This is a genomic window from Methylorubrum suomiense, assembly GCF_022179765.1.
Classification (GTDB): domain Bacteria; phylum Pseudomonadota; class Alphaproteobacteria; order Rhizobiales; family Beijerinckiaceae; genus Methylobacterium; species Methylobacterium suomiense.
Window position 1 is genome coordinate 13,065 of the sequence record NZ_BPRE01000018.1, and the last position, 18,017, is coordinate 31,081.

General features: G+C 68.1%; 15 protein-coding genes and 2 pseudogenes. 6 read left to right on the forward strand and 11 right to left on the reverse strand.

Annotation, left to right across the window (positions count from 1 at the left end):
* Positions 1–142 precede the first annotated feature (142 nt).
* Entirely contained in the window at positions 143–1,147 is a 1,005-nt protein-coding gene (locus MFF26_RS22370) for a helix-turn-helix domain-containing protein (protein ID WP_238308579.1), read from the forward strand.
* A 271-nt stretch (positions 1,148–1,418) separates the two neighbouring features.
* On the opposite strand, the gene MFF26_RS22375 is transcribed toward MFF26_RS22370, so the two are convergent.
* The gene (locus tag MFF26_RS22375) at positions 1,419–2,075 is read right to left on the reverse strand and encodes a hypothetical protein (protein ID WP_238308580.1); all 657 of its coding nucleotides are present in this window, start codon (positions 2,073–2,075) and stop codon (positions 1,419–1,421) included.
* A gap of 215 nt (positions 2,076–2,290) precedes the next feature.
* Positions 2,291–3,045 (reverse strand): annotated as a pseudogene (locus MFF26_RS22380) (IS5 family transposase).
* A gap of 249 nt (positions 3,046–3,294) precedes the next feature.
* Here MFF26_RS22380 and MFF26_RS22385 point away from each other — a divergent pair.
* Positions 3,295–4,500, forward strand: a pseudogene (locus MFF26_RS22385) (IS3 family transposase).
* A gap of 290 nt (positions 4,501–4,790) precedes the next feature.
* Here MFF26_RS22385 and MFF26_RS22390 read toward each other — a convergent pair.
* The 4 genes from MFF26_RS22390 to MFF26_RS22405 form a co-directional block, all read right to left on the reverse strand.
* Positions 4,791–5,897, reverse strand: a complete 1,107-nt coding sequence (locus tag MFF26_RS22390; protein ID WP_238308581.1) for an AAA family ATPase — start codon at positions 5,895–5,897, stop codon at positions 4,791–4,793.
* Positions 5,894–7,663, reverse strand: a complete 1,770-nt coding sequence (locus tag MFF26_RS22395) for a Mu transposase C-terminal domain-containing protein (protein ID WP_238308582.1) — start codon at positions 7,661–7,663, stop codon at positions 5,894–5,896. Before MFF26_RS22395 ends, MFF26_RS22390 begins: the two co-directional genes overlap by 4 nt.
* A 230-nt stretch (positions 7,664–7,893) precedes the next feature.
* Positions 7,894–8,202 (reverse strand): hypothetical protein, encoded by a 309-nt coding sequence (locus MFF26_RS22400; protein ID WP_238308583.1) that lies wholly within the window; start codon positions 8,200–8,202, stop codon positions 7,894–7,896.
* The gene (locus tag MFF26_RS22405) at positions 8,202–8,423 is read right to left on the reverse strand and encodes a hypothetical protein (RefSeq protein WP_238308584.1); all 222 of its coding nucleotides are present in this window, start codon (positions 8,421–8,423) and stop codon (positions 8,202–8,204) included. Before MFF26_RS22405 ends, MFF26_RS22400 begins: the two co-directional genes overlap by 1 nt.
* A gap of 33 nt (positions 8,424–8,456) precedes the next feature.
* Here MFF26_RS22405 and MFF26_RS22410 point away from each other — a divergent pair, with 33 nt between their 5' ends.
* From MFF26_RS22410 to MFF26_RS22420, 3 genes are all read left to right on the forward strand, one after another.
* Positions 8,457–8,942, forward strand: coding sequence for a helix-turn-helix domain-containing protein (locus MFF26_RS22410; protein WP_238308585.1), 486 nt, complete (start codon positions 8,457–8,459; stop codon positions 8,940–8,942).
* A 602-nt stretch (positions 8,943–9,544) separates the two neighbouring features.
* Entirely contained in the window at positions 9,545–10,348 is an 804-nt protein-coding gene (locus MFF26_RS22415) for an SGNH/GDSL hydrolase family protein (protein WP_137831692.1), read from the forward strand.
* 53 nt (positions 10,349–10,401) lie between these two features.
* Complete coding sequence (locus tag MFF26_RS22420) at positions 10,402–10,791, forward strand: group III truncated hemoglobin (RefSeq protein ID WP_137831691.1); 390 nt, start codon at positions 10,402–10,404, stop codon at positions 10,789–10,791.
* 175 nt (positions 10,792–10,966) lie between these two features.
* On the opposite strand, the gene MFF26_RS22425 is transcribed toward MFF26_RS22420, so the two are convergent.
* The 3 genes from MFF26_RS22425 to metG are packed head-to-tail and all read right to left on the reverse strand — an operon-like array spanning position 10,967 to position 14,210.
* The gene (locus tag MFF26_RS22425) at positions 10,967–11,791 is read right to left on the reverse strand and encodes an MBL fold metallo-hydrolase (protein WP_137831690.1); all 825 of its coding nucleotides are present in this window, start codon (positions 11,789–11,791) and stop codon (positions 10,967–10,969) included.
* Between the two features lie 16 nt (positions 11,792–11,807).
* A complete protein-coding gene (locus MFF26_RS22430) occupies positions 11,808–12,605 on the reverse strand; it encodes a TatD family hydrolase (protein ID WP_137831689.1) in 798 nt (265 codons plus the stop codon).
* A gap of 42 nt (positions 12,606–12,647) precedes the next feature.
* On the reverse strand, positions 12,648–14,210 hold the full coding sequence (gene metG, locus MFF26_RS22435) for a methionine--tRNA ligase (protein WP_373324521.1): 1,563 nt from the start codon (positions 14,208–14,210) through the stop codon (positions 12,648–12,650).
* A gap of 204 nt (positions 14,211–14,414) precedes the next feature.
* Here metG and MFF26_RS22440 point away from each other — a divergent pair, with 204 nt between their 5' ends.
* Positions 14,415–16,025: an acyltransferase family protein gene (locus MFF26_RS22440; protein WP_238308587.1), complete on the forward strand. Its 1,611-nt coding sequence runs from the start codon at positions 14,415–14,417 to the stop codon at positions 16,023–16,025.
* A 16-nt stretch (positions 16,026–16,041) separates the two neighbouring features.
* Here MFF26_RS22440 and MFF26_RS22445 read toward each other — a convergent pair whose 3' ends face one another.
* A complete protein-coding gene (locus MFF26_RS22445; RefSeq protein WP_238308588.1) occupies positions 16,042–17,124 on the reverse strand; it encodes a DNA polymerase III subunit delta' in 1,083 nt (360 codons plus the stop codon).
* Positions 17,114–17,863 (reverse strand): dTMP kinase, encoded by a 750-nt coding sequence (tmk, locus tag MFF26_RS22450; protein ID WP_238308589.1) that lies wholly within the window; start codon positions 17,861–17,863, stop codon positions 17,114–17,116. Before tmk ends, MFF26_RS22445 begins: the two co-directional genes overlap by 11 nt.
* Positions 17,864–18,017 lie beyond the last annotated feature (154 nt).

Consider the following 18,017-nt stretch of genomic DNA (forward strand, 5'->3'; position numbering starts at 1 on the left):
CTCCGATCTCAGGCTTGGCGTCATAAGGCAGTTCCGCTGGATCGCGATGCCGTCAGCGTCCCAAGACTGTCGCCAGCGTCCCAATCGTGCGGCCGATCGGGAACCCAGTCCTCGCTGCATCTCAAGGTGCTCGACCTCCGATATGACTGCGCTGCCTTTCCTGACCCTCGACACCCGCCTGTTGCCGCCCGCGCAACGGCTCGCCGCGTGGCGAGCCGCCATCCCGAACTACGACGCCCATCCGATCGAGGGGGCCGAGGCGGCGTTCGGCGTCTTTGCCCGGGCATGGCTTCTGGGCGACATCATCGTCACCCACACCACCGTGTCGGCCGTCTGCTTCTCACGCAGCACCGAGCGACTGCGCGCGGACGGGGCCGACACCTACAATCTTCACATCCTTCTGCAGGGGTCGGGGTCGGGCGATGTCGACGGGCGGGCGCTGAGCGTCGGACCGGGCCAGCTCGTCGGCTTCGATCTGAGCCGGCCCTTCACGGTCCTGAGCGAACCGAGCGAGAGCGTCTCGATCGTCATCGGGCGAGCGACCCTCCAGGACGCCGCGCGAGCCGAACCCGACCTGCACGGCCACGTTTTCGAGGGCGCCGCCGGCCTTCTGCTGGCCGACCATTGCCTCGCGCTCACCCGCCATCTTCCCGCCGCGACCACGAACGATGCGGCGCCGATCGTGCGAGCCACCCTGGCCCATGTGGTCGCCGCGCTCCCGGCAGCCCGATCGCGCCCGACGACCGGCGAGGCCGGCGCCACGCGCATCCGGCACGAAGTGCGCCGCTACATCGATCGCCACATCGGGTCGGACGACCTGAGCCCGGAAACCATCGGACAGTCGCTCGATCTCTCGCGGACGAGCCTCTATCGGAGCTTCCAGCCGGTCGGCGGCATCGCCGCCTTCATCCTGAGGCGACGCCTCCAGGCCGTGCGCACGCTCCTGCTCCATCCGAGCGAAACCCGCCCGATCAGCGACATCGCCCGCTCGCTCGGGTTCACCTCCAACTCCCATTTCGCGGCTGCATTCCGCAAGGAATACGGTTGCTCCCCCCGCGACGTGCGCGCTCATCAACGCATCCCCATCGATCCCGGTGAGACGCATGGGGACGTCAGCAGCCAGTTCCAATCGTGGATGGTGCGTTGAGACTGCTTGCGTTGATCAGATCTGCTTGGCCACAGCACGCTCTGTAATGTGCCCTTGTGCGGACGCCTCCGCGGATTTCGGGGCCGTTCTACGTTGAGAGATGTGCGAAACTCTTGATTTGTGATTTTAAGCTATGGGGTAATAATGGTTGTTTGCTTCCGTTGGTCCTGGTCCCATTCGTACAACTGATTTCCTGCATTCAATTCGCGCTGAATCAGGGCTAGGATCTCTGTCTGCCGGCAACTTGATAGCGTCACCTATTACAACCCCATCAAAGCCGGATGTCGGGCGCTTCTGCTTCGGGGCGGCTCTCGAAACCGGTCCAAAGGTCGGCGACGTAGCCAATGTCAATGGCGATCCCACCCTGCAGTTTGATGTCGAGGGCATAGCACTTTCCCAAAAAGCCGGCGGCGACGAAATAGACGTCCCCCTGTCTTACATTCCTCAAATCTGCCCGGATCCGGTCGTAAGCCTCGAACAGATGCCCGTCCCGCCGCATCTCACCTTCCCGCTCCTCTGGATCGCTTGCCGGGGGAGGGATGGTATACGCCTTGGCCACCGTGACCCCGAGTTTGACTGCCAGCAGCTTGGCCAGATCGGTGCGGCTCGTGATGAGATAGATTGTTCCGGCCTGCTGGGCGATCTGTGACAGGATCCTCCTTTCCTCCATTCGGATGCAGATACTGACATCCACCTTGGGAATACGTCCCTGCGGATCGCTTTCTCGAACGGCATGAACCGCTTCGAGGCAATTGACGTAGGTCCGGATGTTTCGGCATTTCATTTCGTCGACGATCCAGTGCCACGGGGGAACGCCCAGAAGATCGCTTTGTACAAGATCCCTTTTGATGTCGGCGGCGATCTCCATAACCCGGTTGAGCGCCGCGGCGTCATCTCGGCCGAACCAGCGTTTCACGAAGTAAGACATATGGCCGCTGCACAAGGATTCGGCATCATCGCGAATGTTCTGGAAGATGGTGACCTTGCCCCTTGTTTACCCCTGTTAATAACCAGTGTCCGTTCTGGTTCTGGTCCTGCTTGGACCGGGCTGCAAACGCGTTCGGGGTGAGCCCGCCGAGGCTCGTGTGAGGGCGGCAGGTTGGCCTGCTGCCAGTTTGGTGGACACCGTTCTAGCGTCCGGACTCATAACCAGTAGCTGACGGTCGCGGCGAGACAGATGGCGGCGAGGTAGTTGGTCGCCGAGCGGTCGTAGCGGGTGGCGATCCGGCGGAAGTCTTTCAGGCGACCGAACATCCGTTCGATAGCGTTGCGGCCCCGATAAAGCACGGGTGAGAAGCACGGCTTCCAGCGCCGGTTGATCTTGGGCGGGATGTTGGGCGCAGCTCCAGCCGCCTCGATCTGTCGGCGGATGGCATCGCTATCGTAGCCTTTGTCGGCCAGCACGATGCGGCAGGCGGGCAGGCGCTCCAGCAACACCGCGCCGGCCGAGCAATCGGCGGCCTGCCCGCCGGTCAGCAGGAAGGCGAGCGGGCGGCAGGCGCGGTCGGTGAGCGCGTGGATCTTGGTCGTGCGTCCACCCCGCGAGCGGCCGATGGCCTGACTTTGCTCCCCCCTTTACCCCCGGCGGCGCAGCGGTGCGCCCTCACGGCAGTGGAGTCGATCAGCACCTGGGAGGAGGGTCCACCGGCCTGGGCCAGCGTCTCGAACAGTCCGACTCAGATCCCCTTGGCCGCCCAACGAACGAAGCGGTTGTAGAGCGTCTTCTTCGGCCCGTAGACGTCCCGTGGCGCATCCGTCCAACGTCCGCCGGACTTCAGTACGTGGACGATGCCACTGATCACCCGCCGGTCGTCCACGCGCTCCTTGCCCCGCGTGTCAGTCGGCAGGTGCGGTGCGATCTTCGCAAACTGCTCGTCCGTCAGCCAGAACTGATCCATCGGCTCCTCCTGGGGACCCGTGAATCACACCCGCGCCATCCGCGCCACCGTTATGGGTCCGGACGCTAGAGCTGTTGCCGATCAGGTTGGATCGAAGTTGTCGTAACCGGCTGCAGCGAGGCAGCTTCGGCAGGCTTTTGGTGTGAGGCTGTCGAAGGCTGAGTGGATGGCCGCCTTCAAGTCTGATCCGCCCCCCTGTGAGTGGTCCGCCCTGAGGTATGGCATGCGGGCCAGGACGAGGACGGACAGATGGGAACGAAGCGGCACAAGCCGGAGGATGTCGTCGCCAAGCTACGGCAAGCGGACGTGCTGATCGCGCAGGGCCAGAGCGTAGCCGATGCGATCCGAGCTCTCGGCGTGACGGAGGTGACCTACTACCGCTGGCGCAAGGAGTTCGGCGGCCTGAAGACGGATCAGGTCCGGCGGATGAAGGACCTGGAGCTCGAGAACCAGCGGCTGCGCAAGGCGATCGCCGATCTCACGCTCGACAAGCTGATCCTGCAGGAGGCGGCAAAGGGAAACTTCTGAGCCCCGCGCGCCGACGTGCCTGTGTCGAGCACATCGTGGCGACGATGGACGTGTCCGAGCGTCGGGCTTGCCGGGCGCTTGGGCAGCATCGCTCGACACAGCGCAAGGTGCCGCGGGGGAGAGACGACGAGGCGGCACTGACCGCCGATCTCGTGGCGTTGGCCGAGACGTACGGCCGCTACGGCTATCGGAAGATCAGCGCCTTGCTGAAGGCGGCGGGTTGGCTGGTCAACGACAAGCGCGTGGATCCTTCGACAGGCTCAGGATGAGGGGATCTGGCGACGCGAGGGGCTGAAGGTGCCGGCCCGGCAGCCCAAGCGCGGCCGCATCTGGGACGGGGACGGCTCGTGCTTACGGCTGCGGGCGGAGCATCGCAATCACGTCTGGTCCTACGACTTCGTCGAGGCGCGCACCCATGACGGGCGCAAGTTCCGGATGCTCAACGTGGTCGACGAGTTCACCCGGGAGTGCCTGGCGATCCAGGTCGCGCGCAAGCTCAAGGCGGCGGATGTGATCGACGTGCTGTCCGACTTGTTCATCCTGCGCGGCGTGCCCGGCCACATCCGCTCGGACAACGGTCCGGAGTTCATCGCCAAGTCCGTGCAGGCCTGGATCACCGGCGTCGGCGCCAAGACCGCCTACATCGCGCCGGGCTCGCCGTGGGAGAACGGCTATGTCGAGAGCTTCAACGCACGACTACGGGACGAGCTGTTGAACGGTGAGATCTTCTACACGCTCAAGGAGGCACATATCGTGATCGAGAGCTGGCGACGACACTATAACGGCGTGCGCCCGCATGCCACACTTGGCTATCGACCGCCGGCCCCGGAGGTGTTCGTGCCAGCCATGTCCGCTTGGCCGGCTGCGCTCACCCGACCGGCTCCGCCGGCCAAGCTACCCGTGGTGGAGCGGCCCACCGTGCACTAACTTGGACCTTGGACCACTGCGTGGGGGCCGATCATGTGTCGCTTCGTTCCCATCTGTCCGTCCTCGTCCTGGCTCGAAAGCCATACCTCAGGGCGGACCACTTCAATGGGGGCGGATCAGAGCGGATAGCGCTCGCCGTTCGGACCGATCTTCATGATCGGCTGCGCGTGCGCTCCGGCATTCGACGGGACGGGGAGGGGAGATGCCTGTGCTGCCATGATGCCTGCCTCACGAGAGAGATGGAAAGCTGGCCGGGTTGGCCCCGGCTCGGGGTACGCAACGAAGGGGGATCAGCGCCGTGTCGGCAGGCGCTTGAGGCTGCTTTGGCGTGCGATCTTCGGAGCCGCCTTGGCTCCCGCCAGATCGCGCACGAAATGCGGGAAGAGAGACAGCGCCTCATGCAGGTGTTCGGCCTTCACCGTCCGGCTGCCAGCGGCCTCGGCGACGGCACGCGCGATCGGCAGGACCTTTCCGATACCGTCCGCGTGTCGGGCCTTGGCCAAGGCACGGCACAGCAGAAGAGCCTCCGGCCCTTGCACGTCGAACTGAGCAGCCAGCAGATCCGCATCCTCGTCGAAGATGCAGTCGATTTCCTCCCGCACCGGCAGACGTCGGGCGATCTGCTGCATGGCGGGCTTCTGCGAGTTGACGAACTTCAGCGCCTCGTTGTTGCCGAGGAACAGCATCTGGACGTTGGCCTGCTCGCTGATCGCCAGCAGATCGCGTAATATCAGTAGGCTGAGGTTCTGCGCTTCGTCGAACAGCAGTACGGGGCAGGAACTGGCCAGCGTGCAGAGAAGCTTGTGCGTCTGAGCGACGCCGTAGACCGTGCGCACGCCCAGGTGAGGAGCGACGGCCTCAAGGACCGCCATCTCCGCTTTGCCCATGACACCCGTGACGGTCACGAGGCCTACGGGCGGCCCATCCATCGCGTTGGAGCGGCGCACAGCCTCTTCCAGCGCGCGCGTCTTGCCGACGCCGGGCGCGCCGATCACGAGCCCGTTGTGGCCGAACCGCAGACACTGATCGATCGCGCCCAGCACGATGCTGGCCGCCGAGGTCATGACGAACGGGGTGTCCCGAGCTTCCTGCGCTTGGCGGCGGGCCTTGAATGCCGCCTTCTGAGCAGCCTCGGCCTCGCGCTTGGCGGTAGCCTCCGCGCGCATCTGCGCGATGCGCTCCTGACACCTGCGCTCTTCGCGCTCTTGCTCTTCCTGCGCCAACTGGTGCCGGATGATGTTGCCCTGCATGTAGCGGGAGAGGTGGGCGTACTTCGGATCGATGTTGGCGAGGCGTTCGCCGTACTCGCGAGCCCGGCGCTTGTCCTGCTCGAACTCGTCCTGGCGCTTGAGGACGTTGCGCTGCATCTGCGGCGTGCGGTCAGAGAGGTCGGTCACAGCAGGCCTCGCATGCGCTCGCGGCGTTCGACGGTGGCCCTGAGCCTGGCCTGCTTCGCCGCGTGCTCGCGGTCGTGTTGGGCGCCGGGGGCTTCCCGCACGGCCCGCCCGATCTCGGCGTCTTCCTCGCGCAGGGTGATGTTCGCGCCGATCGGCGCCGGCTTGGGCGCGCCGGCCCGCTCGGCCGAGCGCCGCATGCGCTCGCCAAGGTCGAGGGGTCGCGCCGTCGCAGCCAGGGCCTTGACGGTCGCCTTCGCCGCCCGTTCGCGCTCCGATGCCTCGACGGCGCCGTCTCTCGACAGGAAGGGGAACGCGGCGTCCTCTTGGGCGACCCCGATCAGCGTGTTGTCCATGGTGAACACCGGGACGGCGTTCCACGTGGTGTACTTCGGCAGGCGGATGGTGACGCGCTCGCCCTCGTGCCGGAACAGCTCGGGGCAGTAGAACACACCGCCCTTGGCCTCGATCTTCCCTTGGCGGACGATGCGGGTCTCGGCGGTGGAGAACGCCATGAACAGGGCGTTCTCGTCGGCGGTGGTCCGCGTCCAGCCGTCCCGTACCGCGCTGTGGTAGGCATCGTTGGGGGAGAGGCCCTTGAGGCCGCCCGACTGGGGCCGGCTGTTGTAGTAGCCAAGGCGGCCGTTCACTTCGTCTCGGTAAGCGTCGATCCCGAGGCCGTAGGGGGTCGGCGCCCGGCCGACGTTGGCCGTCTTCGACTTCATGCGGTCGCCGCCGATGTAGCCGGGCAACGAGGCGAACAGGGTCCGCTCGATGATGCCGAAGGCTCCCTCGATCAGGCCTTTGGCCTGGGCGTTGTAGGGGCGGGCCTTCACGATCGGCGAGCCGTGGTCCAGCAGCTCGCCGCGGAACCCCGTGAGTTGCATCGCGTCCTTCAGGAACTCGGCGAACAGGTATTCGGACCCGTTGTCGAGGTAGAGCATGGCCGACATGCCCCAGGCCGGGTCACGGACCATGTTGAGGAAGCTGGCGATCAGGTCGGCGTTGCGGATGCTGGTGCCAGCATCGCACAACACCACGTCCCAGCGGACGCGGCGGGTGCCAACATCCTTCCACGCGATCAGCTTCGGCGTGGCCGTAGTGCCGTCAGCCCGCTCGATCAGCGTGTCGGTGTGGTGCACATCGCCGAGCACGAGCCCCATGGGCGGGATGCCGGCGGTGCTCCGGCGGATGCGGGGCCGGGCATCCTCGAACGCCTTGCGGTCGTGCTTGAATTCGTAGCCGCGCCGCACCCGCTTGTCCCGTTCCACGAAGGGGCGGGGGAGGGCGCAGGCTTCGACAAGGGCTGTCGCGGTGCCGGCGAAGCCAGCGGCGGCGGTGAGGTCCTGAAGCCGCTCGGAGGCGAGGCGCATCACGTCGCCGAGGCTGGCGTTGCTCGCCCACAGGTCGCGCACGTCCTGCCGTACCTCGGCGGCGATCCGCTCACGGGTCTCCGGGTCGAGGTGCGCCGTGGCTTGATCCCATTTCCTGGTCAGGATGAGCTTCGGGGCGGTGCCGGTGCGCTTGCTCCGGCCCAAGGCGGCCATGTCGCCGTCACCGTAGCGCTCGATCCACCGCTGGATCGTGCGCTCAGGGACGCGCTCGCGGCGCTGGTGGACAGGGTGATAGTGCTCGCGCCCGGCGATCTCGCGGACGGCCGAGGCACGCTCCGATGTTCCGGCCTTGGCCGCGAGGGCAGGGCGGATCACGCTGAAGCGCCATTCGCGCAGCTCCAGAGCGGCATCGGTGCGCAGAGGCTCGGGCTTCAAGCGCTGTTGAAGCTCCTGCCAGCGGTGTTGAAGGTCGAGAGGGAGACTGTCGAGGCGGACCTCGTATATACGCCCCGCTCTGCCGCCACGGCCATGCTGTTCAACAACACATAGACGGCAGCCGCGCCATTTGTAGGCATCGCGCCGCAAGCTTGCCTGAAGCACTTCGTGTGCGCTCTGTCTGCCGATATGAGCACAGTTGGCAAGTTCCTGAGTGGTAAGCCAATGTTTCATGGGCGGTATCCTGCCAATCGGACCGCCAAATCTCTGCGAAGCTCATCGATGAGCGCAGCTTGCATCTTGTCGCCAAGTGAAGAAACTTTTATAATAAATACGCCAGTAGGTTTTAAATCGTGGTTATAGAATTGAGAAAATCGAAGCCGCCTGCCGTGCCATTTGTAGCGGCGTGACTTGGCTGTTCTGGCCATTGCACGGCGAACTGCGCGGACACCTATCCCGGCTGCAAAGGCCACATCTTCGACCTCTACGCTAAAGTCGATCATGAGGCCGGTCGCAGGATTGATGGGTGTCAGCACCATCAGGCAGCCGTGCTCAATACTTCGGTCAATATCCTGGCGCGAAGTTCTCGGGCTTTTTTGCCCTGAGACTGACCACGCAAAGCACTGTAGGCCAGTTGACGACTGATGCCCCGCGACTTGAGCCAAGCGTTCAGCGATGTTCCTTCGGCGATCAGCGCGCCACGGACACGGTTGTACTCACCTTCGTAGGCCAGCAGGCTGTCGTGCGGCACAACGTCCATGGTAGGCTCCAACAACATGTCACGACATGGTGGATGACACTTTTTGCAATGTCACGCAATACGGCAAATGAGGCTGATGCCGAAATTGATCGGCTCAAGCGCGAGCTGAACGTTGAGCTCGATCGCGAGCTGGCAGAGGAACTGGGCTTGGACCCTTCCACGGTCGCCGGTTGGCGCCGCCGGGGCAGCGTCCCAGAACGATACCGCATGCGCGTACTCCGCATGGCGGATCAAAGCGCAGGCAGAGCTACCAAGCTGTCGTCTGCTATCTCTCTTCGGGAGGCATATATTTTTGCCCTAATAAGGCACGCGGTATTCGCCTACCCAGATGCCGGGTTCGGTTTGGCAAATTATGAGGCGACATATTTCGGCTTTAGATTAGCAAATCTTCATTATTATTTGAAAAGGCGATTTGGATTGGAGGCTGATCCAGACAAGTTGCGGGCCCTTTACGAAGGGCTTCTCCGTGAGGTCGAGGAAGCGGACATACCGGTCTGGCTGGAAACCATCGGCTCCTGACTCTTACCCTACCAATCACCCTACCAATTGCGGAGCCTTGAAACTGCGCCCGACCAAAACACCAAATCGCATCAGTAAGTTGTCGATAAATGGCGCTGGTACGCCCCGGGGCAGGGCCTTACCAATTGGGTACCTGCCGAATATTATCTAAGTCTCTGATTTGTGTATGACTTTCTATAAGCTGACGCCATTTTGCGATAGCAGCCCAGCGCCACTTTTCGATTTCGCCCCCATCAGATCTCCGCCCCAACGGCCACCAAAGGCGTTCGCATAAGATATATTATGGAACATGATGTCGAGGGCAGGGTCGCCCGGCGCCGTATGGTCAAGATCATTAACCATGATTCCCTCGCATTTGAGCGAAGATTGCGAGGGAATCGGATCGGTTCGATCCGATGATGCCTCACGGTCGGAGAGCGACATTGCATGAAATTGCAGATTGGCAACTCCAGGTCGGCACTTGTGGCATGATCATGCATAACGTATTCAATTTGGGCGGTAGGCGCGGCGCACTCTCGCAATCGTCACAATTCCCGGGCAACACGGCCAGACCGATGATCGCGATCAAGCGCTTCACCCCGTTTCACGCCGAGCCTCGCTCCATGCCGCTCCGCCCGCTCCTCGGCTTGATGCCGCTCGCCGCGCTGGCCATCGCCGGCATCGGCCCGGCCCTCGCCCAGCCCGACGCGCCGCCGGTCACGGGGCAGGCGCCGACCGAGCGCGTGGCCGAGCGGGTGCCGGCCAAGCTCGCCCGCCTCGCCTCGATGCTCGGGCAGGATGGCGACGTGCGGATCGTGGCGTTCGGCTCGTCCTCCACGGAAGGGGCGGGCGCGTCCTCGCCGGCCATGGCCTACCCTGCCCTGCTGGAGCGCGACCTCGAGGAGCGGCTGCAGATCGGTGCGTCGAGCCGGCGCTCGATCACCGTGATCAACCGCGGCAAGGGCGGCGACACCTCCGAGGAGATGGCGAAGCGCCTGGAGCGCGACGTGCTGGCCGAGCGGCCCGACCTCGTGATCTGGCAGACCGGCAGCAACGATCCCTTGCGCGGCGTGCCGGTGGAGCGTTTCGTCGAACTGACCCGCGCCGGCATCCAGGCGATCCGGGCCACCGGCGCCGACGTGGTGCTGATGGACCAGCAATGGTGCCGCAAGCTCTCCGGCGTCGACGGCGCCGAGCGCTACGGCGAGGCCCTGCACGCCCTCGCCGCCGAACTGAACGTCCCGGTGATCCGCCGCCGCGCCCTGATGCAGTCCTGGGTCACGCACGGCCTGATGACGCCGGCCCAGATGATCGGCCCCGACGGCCTCCACATGACCGATGCGGGCTATCGCCAGCTCGCCAAGGCGGCCGCCGCCCAGATCCTCGTCGGCGCCGGCCTGATCCAGCCCACGCTGGCCCGGAACTGAACCGGAGGAGGGACCTCTTTCCAAGAGGTCCCGAAGCCCCCTCCCCGCACACCATGCCCCACACCGAGCTGACCGAGGCGGCGCTCGCCGCCTTCCTCGACGCGTTCTACGGCAAGGTCCGCCGCGATCCGCTGATCGGGCCTGTCTTCGCCGGCCGGATTCCGGACGCGGATTGGCCGCATCACATGGCCCGGGTGACCGATTTCTGGTCCTCGGTGCTGCTGAAGACCGGCCGCTACAAGGGCAACCCGTTCGGCCGCCATCTCGGCATCGGCGGGCTCGCCCCGGACCACTTCGCCCGCTGGCTCGGCCTGTTCGAGGAAACTGCGGCGGAGTTTTTCGACGCTCCTCTTGCCGGGGACATCGCCGGGCGGGCGCACCGGATCGGCGACAGCCTCAAAGCGGGTTTGTTCTTCCGGCCCGATCTCGCGGGCGTACGGTGAGACGCCGTCCCCCCAGTCGCTCCGACCCGCGCCCGCATCCTGAGGTGCCGCGTCAGCGGCCTCGAAGGAGGGCTCCCGCTCGCACGCGAGCCCTGGAGCCCTCCTTCGAGGCTGCGCTTCGCTCCGCCTCTCGGGGTGAGGCGGTCGGGTGTGAGAAACCGGGCAGGCCGACGCTCTACAGATCCACCGCGACGCTCAACCCGTCATGCGCCGGCACCACCCCCGGCGGCAGCTTCCTGGCCAGCGTCGCGTAGTCGAGATCGGTGTGGAGATTCGTCAGGATCGCCCGCCGGGGCGCGACCTCCTCGATCAGGGCGAGGGCGTCCGAGACCGAGTAATGCGACGGGTGAGGGATCTCGCGCAGGGCGTCGATGATGAGCAGGTCGAGGTTGCGCAACTCCGCCTTGGCGGCCTCCGGCATCAGGCTCACGTCCGGGGCGTAGGCTGCCGGGCCGAAGCGGAAGCCGTGGGCGGCCTCGTTGCCGTGCTCCATCCAGAAGGCCACCGCTTCGATCGTGCCGCCGGCACCGTCGATCGTCACGGGCTCGCCCGCGCGCAACTCGTGCAGGTCGAGGATTGGCGGATAGGCGCTGCCCGGCGGCGTCTCGAAGGCGTAGCCGAACCGGGCCGTCAGCAGCGTGCGGGTGAGGGGATCGGCATGGACCGGGATGCGCCGGCGCATCTGAATCACGAGGGGGCGGACGTCGTCGATACCGTGGGTGTGGTCGGCATGCGCGTGGGTGTAGAGCAGGGCGTCGAGGCTGGTCACGCCCGCATCGATCAGTTGCTCGCGCAGGTCCGGCGAGGTGTCGACCAGGACCGTCGTCGGTGCCCCCTCCCCTCGCGCTTCCCCTTGCCGCTCGCGACGCTCGACCAGCAGCGAGCAGCGGCGGCGGCGGTTGCGCGGGTCGGACGGGTCGCAGGCGCCCCAGCCGGAGCCGACCCGCGGGACGCCGCCCGACGAGCCGCAGCCGAGGATGCGGAGCGTCAGGCTCGCCATGGGCCCTCCCCGATCGTCATGCGGACACGCCCTCAAGGGCCGCCGCCTTCGTGAACAGCCGGTAGAAATTGCCCGTGGTGAGCGCGGCGAAATCCTCGAATGGCAGGTCGAGGGCCCGTGCCAGCACGCGCGCGGTGTCGGCGGTGTAGGCGGGCTCGCAGCGCTTTCCCCGATGCGGCTCCGGCGCCAGGAACGGCGCGTCGGTCTCGACCAGGATGCGGTCGCGCGGGACGCGGCGGGCGATGTCGCGCAGCGCGTCCGAGCGGCGGAAGGTGACGATGCCGGAGAACGACACGAACAGCCCCAGTTCGACCCCGACCTCGGCCAGCCGCGCGCCCGACGAGAAGCAGTGCAGCACCGCCTTGAACGGGGCGCGGGCCATCTCGTCGGTCAGCACCGCCTCCATCTGCGCGTCGGCGTCGCGGGAATGGATCACCAGCGGCAGGCCGGCGCGGCGGGCGGCCTCGATATGGGCGCGCAGCACCCGCTCCTGCACGGCCTCCGGTGCGGCATCCTCGTAATGATAGTCGAGCCCGGCCTCGCCGATGCCGACGCAGCGCGGGGCCTCGGCCAAGGCCGCGATCGTGTCGGCGGGCACGTCCGGTTCCTCGGCCGCGCCGTGCGGGTGGGTGCCGACCGTGTACCAGACGGCGGGGTTGGCCTCGCTGATCGCCCGGTAGCTGTCCGCCTTGGCGACCCGGGTCGAGATGGTGACGAGCCGCGTCACCCCCGCGGCCGCCGCGCGGGCGACGACGCCGGGGATGTCCTCGGCGAAATCGGGGAAATCGAGATGGCAGTGGCTGTCGACCAGCATGGATTCTTTTGAGCGGGGAGGGCGTGAGGGAGACGGAGGCCGTCAGGCCGCTGCCTCCGGTTTCTCGAAACGCGGGAAGATCGGCGCCGGTGCCGGAAGCGCCGTGCCGGGCGTCAGGCGATGGGCCTCGTCGGCGAAGGCGAAGCTCCGCGCGTCGGCCGGCACCGCCAGGAGATCCAGGAGCGCCGCGCCCGCCGTCGGCACGAAGGGCTGCACCATGATCCCGACTCGGCGCAGGGTCTCGACGGTGACGTAGAGCACCGTCTCCATGCGGGCCGGATCGGACTTGCGTAAGCGCCACGGCTCTTCCGACGCGAAGTAGCGGTTGGCGTCGGCCACCACGGTCCAGATTTCGGACAGGATCGTGTGCAGCGCCAGATCGCGCATCAATCCCCTCGCCTTCTCCGGCAGGGCCGCGGCGGCGGCGAGCAAGCGGGTATCCGCTTCGCTGAGGGCGCCCGGCTGCGGCACGGCGCCGGACAGGTTCTTGGCGATCATCGAGAGCGAGCGCTGGGCGAGATTGCCGAGATCGTTGGCGAGATCCGCGTTGATGCGGTTGATGATCGCCTCGTGGCTGTAATTGCCGTCGCCGCCGAACGGCACCTCGCGCAGCACGAAGTAGCGCAGGGCATCGACCCCGTAGGTCTCGGCCAGATCCATCGGATCGACGACGTTGCCGAGCGATTTCGACATCTTCTCGCCCTTGGAGAGCAGGAAGCCGTGGCCGAAGACGCGGGCCGGCACCGGCAGCCCCGCCGACATCAGGAAGGCCGGCCAGTAGACCGCGTGGAAGCGGACGATGTCCTTGCCGATCACGTGCACGTCGGCCGGCCAGAAGCGGAAGCGCGGATCGCTCTCGTCGGGGAAGCCGCAGACCGTGAGGTAGTTCGTCAGGGCATCGACCCAGACATACATGACGTGGGCCGGATGCCCCGGCACCGGCACGCCCCAATCGAAGGTGGTGCGGCTGATCGAGAGGTCCTTGAGCCCCGAGCGCACGAAGCTGGCGACCTCGTTGAGGCGCGTCTCCGGGCTCAGGAAATCGGGGCGCTCGGCGTAGAGCGCGAGCAGGCGATCCTGATACTTCGACAGGCGGAAGAGGAAGTTCTCCTCCTCCATCCACTCGACCGGGGTGTCGGTCTTGATCGAGCGGCGGCTTCCGTCGGGGCCCACGACGGTCTCGGCCTCGTCGTAATAGGCCTCGTCGCGCACCGAGTACCAGCCGGCATATTTGGCGAGATAGATGTCGCCATTGGCCTCCATGCGCCGCCACAGCTCCTGGGCGGCGGCGTAATGGTCGGCCTCCGTGGTGCGGATGAAGCGGTCGTAGGCGCAGTTCAGCCGGTCGGCCATGGCCTTGAAGCGCCCGGCCATGTCGTCGACGAAGGCCCGCGGGCTGATCCCGGCCCTGGCCGCCGTCTGCTGGATCTTGAGACCGTGCTCGTCGGTGCCGGTGGAGAACAGCACCTCGCGCCCGTCGAGGCGCTGGAAGCGCGCGATCGCGTCCGTGGCGATCACCTCGTAGGCGTGGCCGATATGCGGCGCGCCGTTGGGGTAGGAGATCGCCGTGGTGATGAGGAAGGGCTGCCTCGCCGTCTCGCTCACGTATGATGTCCCGGCTGGTTCGAACATGGACCGAGGGGCCTTGTGGCGCGCCGCGTCCCGCGACGCAACCGAGGCGAGGCGGAGCGCGGTGCTGTCAGAGCGCCGGACGCACGCTGGCGGCGGAAAACCGCCCGATTCCTGGTGGACGGGGGATCCGAAGCGCACGGGGACACGCCGCCCCGGACCGTCCCCGAGACCCCTGCCATGATCACCCGCCTCGTCAGAGGATTGTCGTCCCGCTCCGCGGTGCCGCTCGTCGCGACGGGCCGCGCCCCGGCGGCGCCCGTCGCCGTCGGTACCCGCGCGGCGGGCCTCTCCAACATCCAGGTCCTGCGCGGGCTCGCGGCGAGCGCCGTGCTCGTCCACCATACGGCCCACTACGCCGAGGCCCTGCGCGGCGCCGGGCGGCCGATGCGGGCCCTCGACGCCATGCTCGGGCTGTGGGGCGTGGCCCTGTTCTTCGCGATCTCCGGCTTCCTGATGGCCGGGCTCGTCCTGCGCGACCGCCCCCTCGCCTTCCTGTCCCACCGGATCGCGCGGATCTTCCCGACCTATCTCGCCGTGGTCGCCCTGTTCGCCGGGCTGTTCGCCGCCCTTGGCCTCGGCTTCGGCAATCTCACGCCGCTGACATTGTCGCTCGCGCCGGCCGGCCCGCGCGCCTACCCCCTCACCGTCGAGTGGACGCTGGTCTTCGAGACGAGCTTCTATGCCGGCCTGTTCCTCGTGGCGCTGGCCGGCCTCGCCCGCCGGATCGTGCCGCTGGCGCTCGGCTGGCTCGGGCTCATGGCCGCCGCCTTCGTGATGCTGCCGCAGGGCGCGGTCGACCTTACCCTGCCGCCGCTCTACCTGCTGCCGCTGTCCGGCGCCTGCATCCCCTTCGCGGGCGGCCTGCTCCTGCCGCGCCTCATCACGTCCGGTCGGCTGCGGCCCGCCGCGGGTCTGCTGGCGCTGCCGCTGGCGGCGGCCTGCCTGCTGGTGGAGATCGACGCGGCGCGCTGGCTCGGCGGGGCCGCCGCAGTGCTGCTCGTGGGCGCCGCCGCGACCGGACCGCAAATTCGGGGCGAGGGGCCCCTGTCCCGGGCGGCGCTGGCCCTCGGGGATGGGAGCTACGTCCTCTACCTCGTCCACGTCCCGGTGCTGTGGCTCACGGCCCAGGCCCTGCCCGCGTCCTGGCCCGGATTCGCCTATGGGCTCGTCGGAATTGCCGCGGCGCTCGGCCTCGCCGCCCTGCTCGGCCCCCTCGACGGAGCGCTCTACCGGCACCTGCGCCGCCGCATCGATGCGGCCTCCCCCCGGAGCCTGCGGTGGGGCCTCACCCTCTACCTCCTGCTGTTCTTCGGTTGTGCCGCCTGGGGCAGCATCGAGACCGCCCGCAACGATCTGCGCGAGAGCCGGGCACGGGCCGCCCTCGCCGGGCTTCCCCCGGAGGCGTGGTCCGGCCGCGAATCGGCCGAGGCCGCGCTCACGGGCCGCGACCTCGGCCTGCCGGCCACCCTGCGGGGCGCGCTCGAAGCGATCGAGCCGGTCTCGCCGACGGAGGCGATCGTGAGCGGCTTCGCCTACGATCCGGCGCGGCCGGAGCGCGGGATGATACTCGCCCTCTATTGCGGCGGGCGGCTCGCGGGGCTCGACCGGCCGCGGCGCCTGCGCGCGGATCTCACTGCCCGCCCCGGCTTCGAGGGCGCCGGACGACAGCGGATCGGCTACCGGATGCGCATCCCGCGCGCGGCCTGTCCGGGCGATGCCGTCCCGCTCGCCATTGTCGTCGACGAGGACGGGCGCATGGCCGCGCTGCCCGGGACGGCCGGCCGGTGATGCGCCGGTTTGGGGCTTACCGGCCGGCAGCCGCCAGCGTCTCGAAGGCCGCGAGCACCAGGGGACGGCGGTCGAGATTGTAGATCGCCGCCTCGCGGGCGGCGGCGCCGATGCGCTCGGCGGCCTCGACCAGCGGCAGGAGCCGGGCCGGGCCCTCCCCCTGGCGGCGGTCGATCTCGGCGGCGACATGGCGCTGGATCGCGTCGAGCACGGCCGCGAGCAGGGGCTCGGCATCGCGGGCGGCGAGGCTCTCGCCGAGCTTCAGGACGCGGCGCCAATCCGGGTCGGGCAGGCCGGCGAGCAGGCTCGACACCTCCGCCTCGATCCCCTGCGTCGCGGGATCGAGCAGGGCCACCGCCCGCGCCACCGAGCCCTCGCAGAGGGCCGCGGCGCGGGCGAGCGCCGCCGGATCGGGCCGGGGGAAGGGGGCCGGAAAGCCCTCGATCACGGTGCGCACCTGCTCTTCGGCCAGCGGGCGCAGGGTCAGGGCGCGGCAGCGGGAGCGGATCGTCGGTAGGAGCCGCCCCGGCGCGTGGGACACGATCAGGAAGATCGCCCGCGGGGGCGGCTCCTCGATCATCTTCAGCAGCGCGTTGGCGCTGTTGGCGTTGAGATCCTCGGCGCTGTCGACGATGCAGACGCGCCAGCCCCCCTCCCCGCCCGCGGTGGTGGCGAACAGGGCGAGCGCCTCGCGGGCGGCATCGACGGAGATGCGGGTCGGCAGGGTCTTGGCGCCCGGCGCCTGGACCCGGCGCAGTGCGATCAGGTTCGGATGCGACAGGGCCGCCACTTGGCGGGCGGCCGGATGGTCCTCGGGCAGGTCGAGGCGGTCGGGGGCGGGCAGCGTGCGCGGATCGGCGACCAGACGCCGGGCGACGCGATAGGCGAGCGTCGCCTTGCCGATGCCGACGGGGCCGCCGATCAGCCAGGCATGATGGAGGCGGCCGGCGGCCAGAGCCTCGGTGAAGGCCGTCTGGGCCGCCCCGTGGCCGACGAGGCGGGTCTGCTCGCGCGGGCGCGGCACGTGGGCGAGATCGCCGGCTTCGGCCTCCGTGACGGCGGGCGCCTCCTTGCGGGCGCGGCCTCCCTCAGGCGGCATGGTCGCGGTCTCCTTCCCGATCCCCTGCCCGATCCCCTGCCCGATCGCCGTCACGGTCCCCCGGGCTCGTCTCGCCGGGCAGGAGATCGGGCCGGAGGGCGGCAAGGGCCGCGCGGATCGCCGCCTCCACCGCGTCAGGGCCGGGCTCGGCATCGATCACCCGGCAGCGCTCCGGCTCGGCCTCGGCGATGGACCGGAAGGCCGCCCGCAACCGCTCGTGGAAGCCCAGCGCCTCGGCCTCGAACCGGTCCGGCGCCTCGCCCCCCTCCCCGCTCCTGCGGCGGGCGCGGGCGAGGCCGGCCGGTGCCGGCAGATCGAGGATCAGGGTCAGGTCGGGGCGCAGGGCGCCGAGCGTCACCCGCTCCAGGCTCGCGATCAGCGCCGGATCGAGGCCGCCCGCCGCGCCCTGATAGGCCCGGGTGGAATCGGCGAAGCGGTCGCACAGGACGATGGCGCCGCGCTCCAGCGCCGGGCGGATCAGCGCGTCGATATGGTCGATGCGGGCCGCGGCGAAGATCAGCGCCTCGGCGAAGGGGCCGAACGGTTTGGCCACGCCCCGGAGCAGCGCCTCGCGATAGCGTTCCGCCCGCTGGGTGCCGCCGGGCTCGCGCGTCGTCACGACCTCGCGCCCGCTCCGTTCCCGCAGGGTGGCCGCCAGTCGGGCGATCTGGGTGGACTTGCCCGCCCCCTCCCCGCCCTCGAAGGTGATGAAGACGCCCCGCGGCGCATCGCTCGACATGAAAAGCGGGCTAGCACAGGGTGGGCCGGCGCGACAGCGCAGGTGGCGGGCAGGGGGAGACGCCGAACGCTCTCTATCGTGATTCCGGGTTCGCCTCCGGCGCCCGGAATCACGGCAGTGGATTGTCCGAAGTTGGCGGCGATGGCGCTCGCGT

What these genes read in the sequence shown, in the direction of transcription:
- MFF26_RS22370 (WP_238308579.1), top strand. Translation starts at nt 143, where the DNA reads ATGACTGCGCTGCCTTTCCTGACCCTCGACACCCGCCTGTTGCCGCCC.
- MFF26_RS22375 (WP_238308580.1), bottom strand. Translation starts at nt 2,075, where the DNA reads ATGTCTTACTTCGTGAAACGCTGGTTCGGCCGAGATGACGCCGCGGCG.
- MFF26_RS22400 (WP_238308583.1), bottom strand. Translation starts at nt 8,202, where the DNA reads ATGGTGCTGACACCCATCAATCCTGCGACCGGCCTCATGATCGACTTT.
- MFF26_RS22405 (WP_238308584.1), bottom strand. Translation starts at nt 8,423, where the DNA reads ATGGACGTTGTGCCGCACGACAGCCTGCTGGCCTACGAAGGTGAGTAC.
- MFF26_RS22410 (WP_238308585.1), top strand. Translation starts at nt 8,457, where the DNA reads ATGACACTTTTTGCAATGTCACGCAATACGGCAAATGAGGCTGATGCC.
- MFF26_RS22415 (WP_137831692.1), top strand. Translation starts at nt 9,545, where the DNA reads ATGCCGCTCCGCCCGCTCCTCGGCTTGATGCCGCTCGCCGCGCTGGCC.
- MFF26_RS22420 (WP_137831691.1), top strand. Translation starts at nt 10,402, where the DNA reads ATGCCCCACACCGAGCTGACCGAGGCGGCGCTCGCCGCCTTCCTCGAC.
- MFF26_RS22425 (WP_137831690.1), bottom strand. Translation starts at nt 11,791, where the DNA reads ATGGCGAGCCTGACGCTCCGCATCCTCGGCTGCGGCTCGTCGGGCGGC.
- MFF26_RS22430 (WP_137831689.1), bottom strand. Translation starts at nt 12,605, where the DNA reads ATGCTGGTCGACAGCCACTGCCATCTCGATTTCCCCGATTTCGCCGAG.
- MFF26_RS22440 (WP_238308587.1), top strand. Translation starts at nt 14,415, where the DNA reads ATGATCACCCGCCTCGTCAGAGGATTGTCGTCCCGCTCCGCGGTGCCG.
- MFF26_RS22445 (WP_238308588.1), bottom strand. Translation starts at nt 17,124, where the DNA reads ATGCCGCCTGAGGGAGGCCGCGCCCGCAAGGAGGCGCCCGCCGTCACG.
- tmk (WP_238308589.1), bottom strand. Translation starts at nt 17,863, where the DNA reads ATGTCGAGCGATGCGCCGCGGGGCGTCTTCATCACCTTCGAGGGCGGG.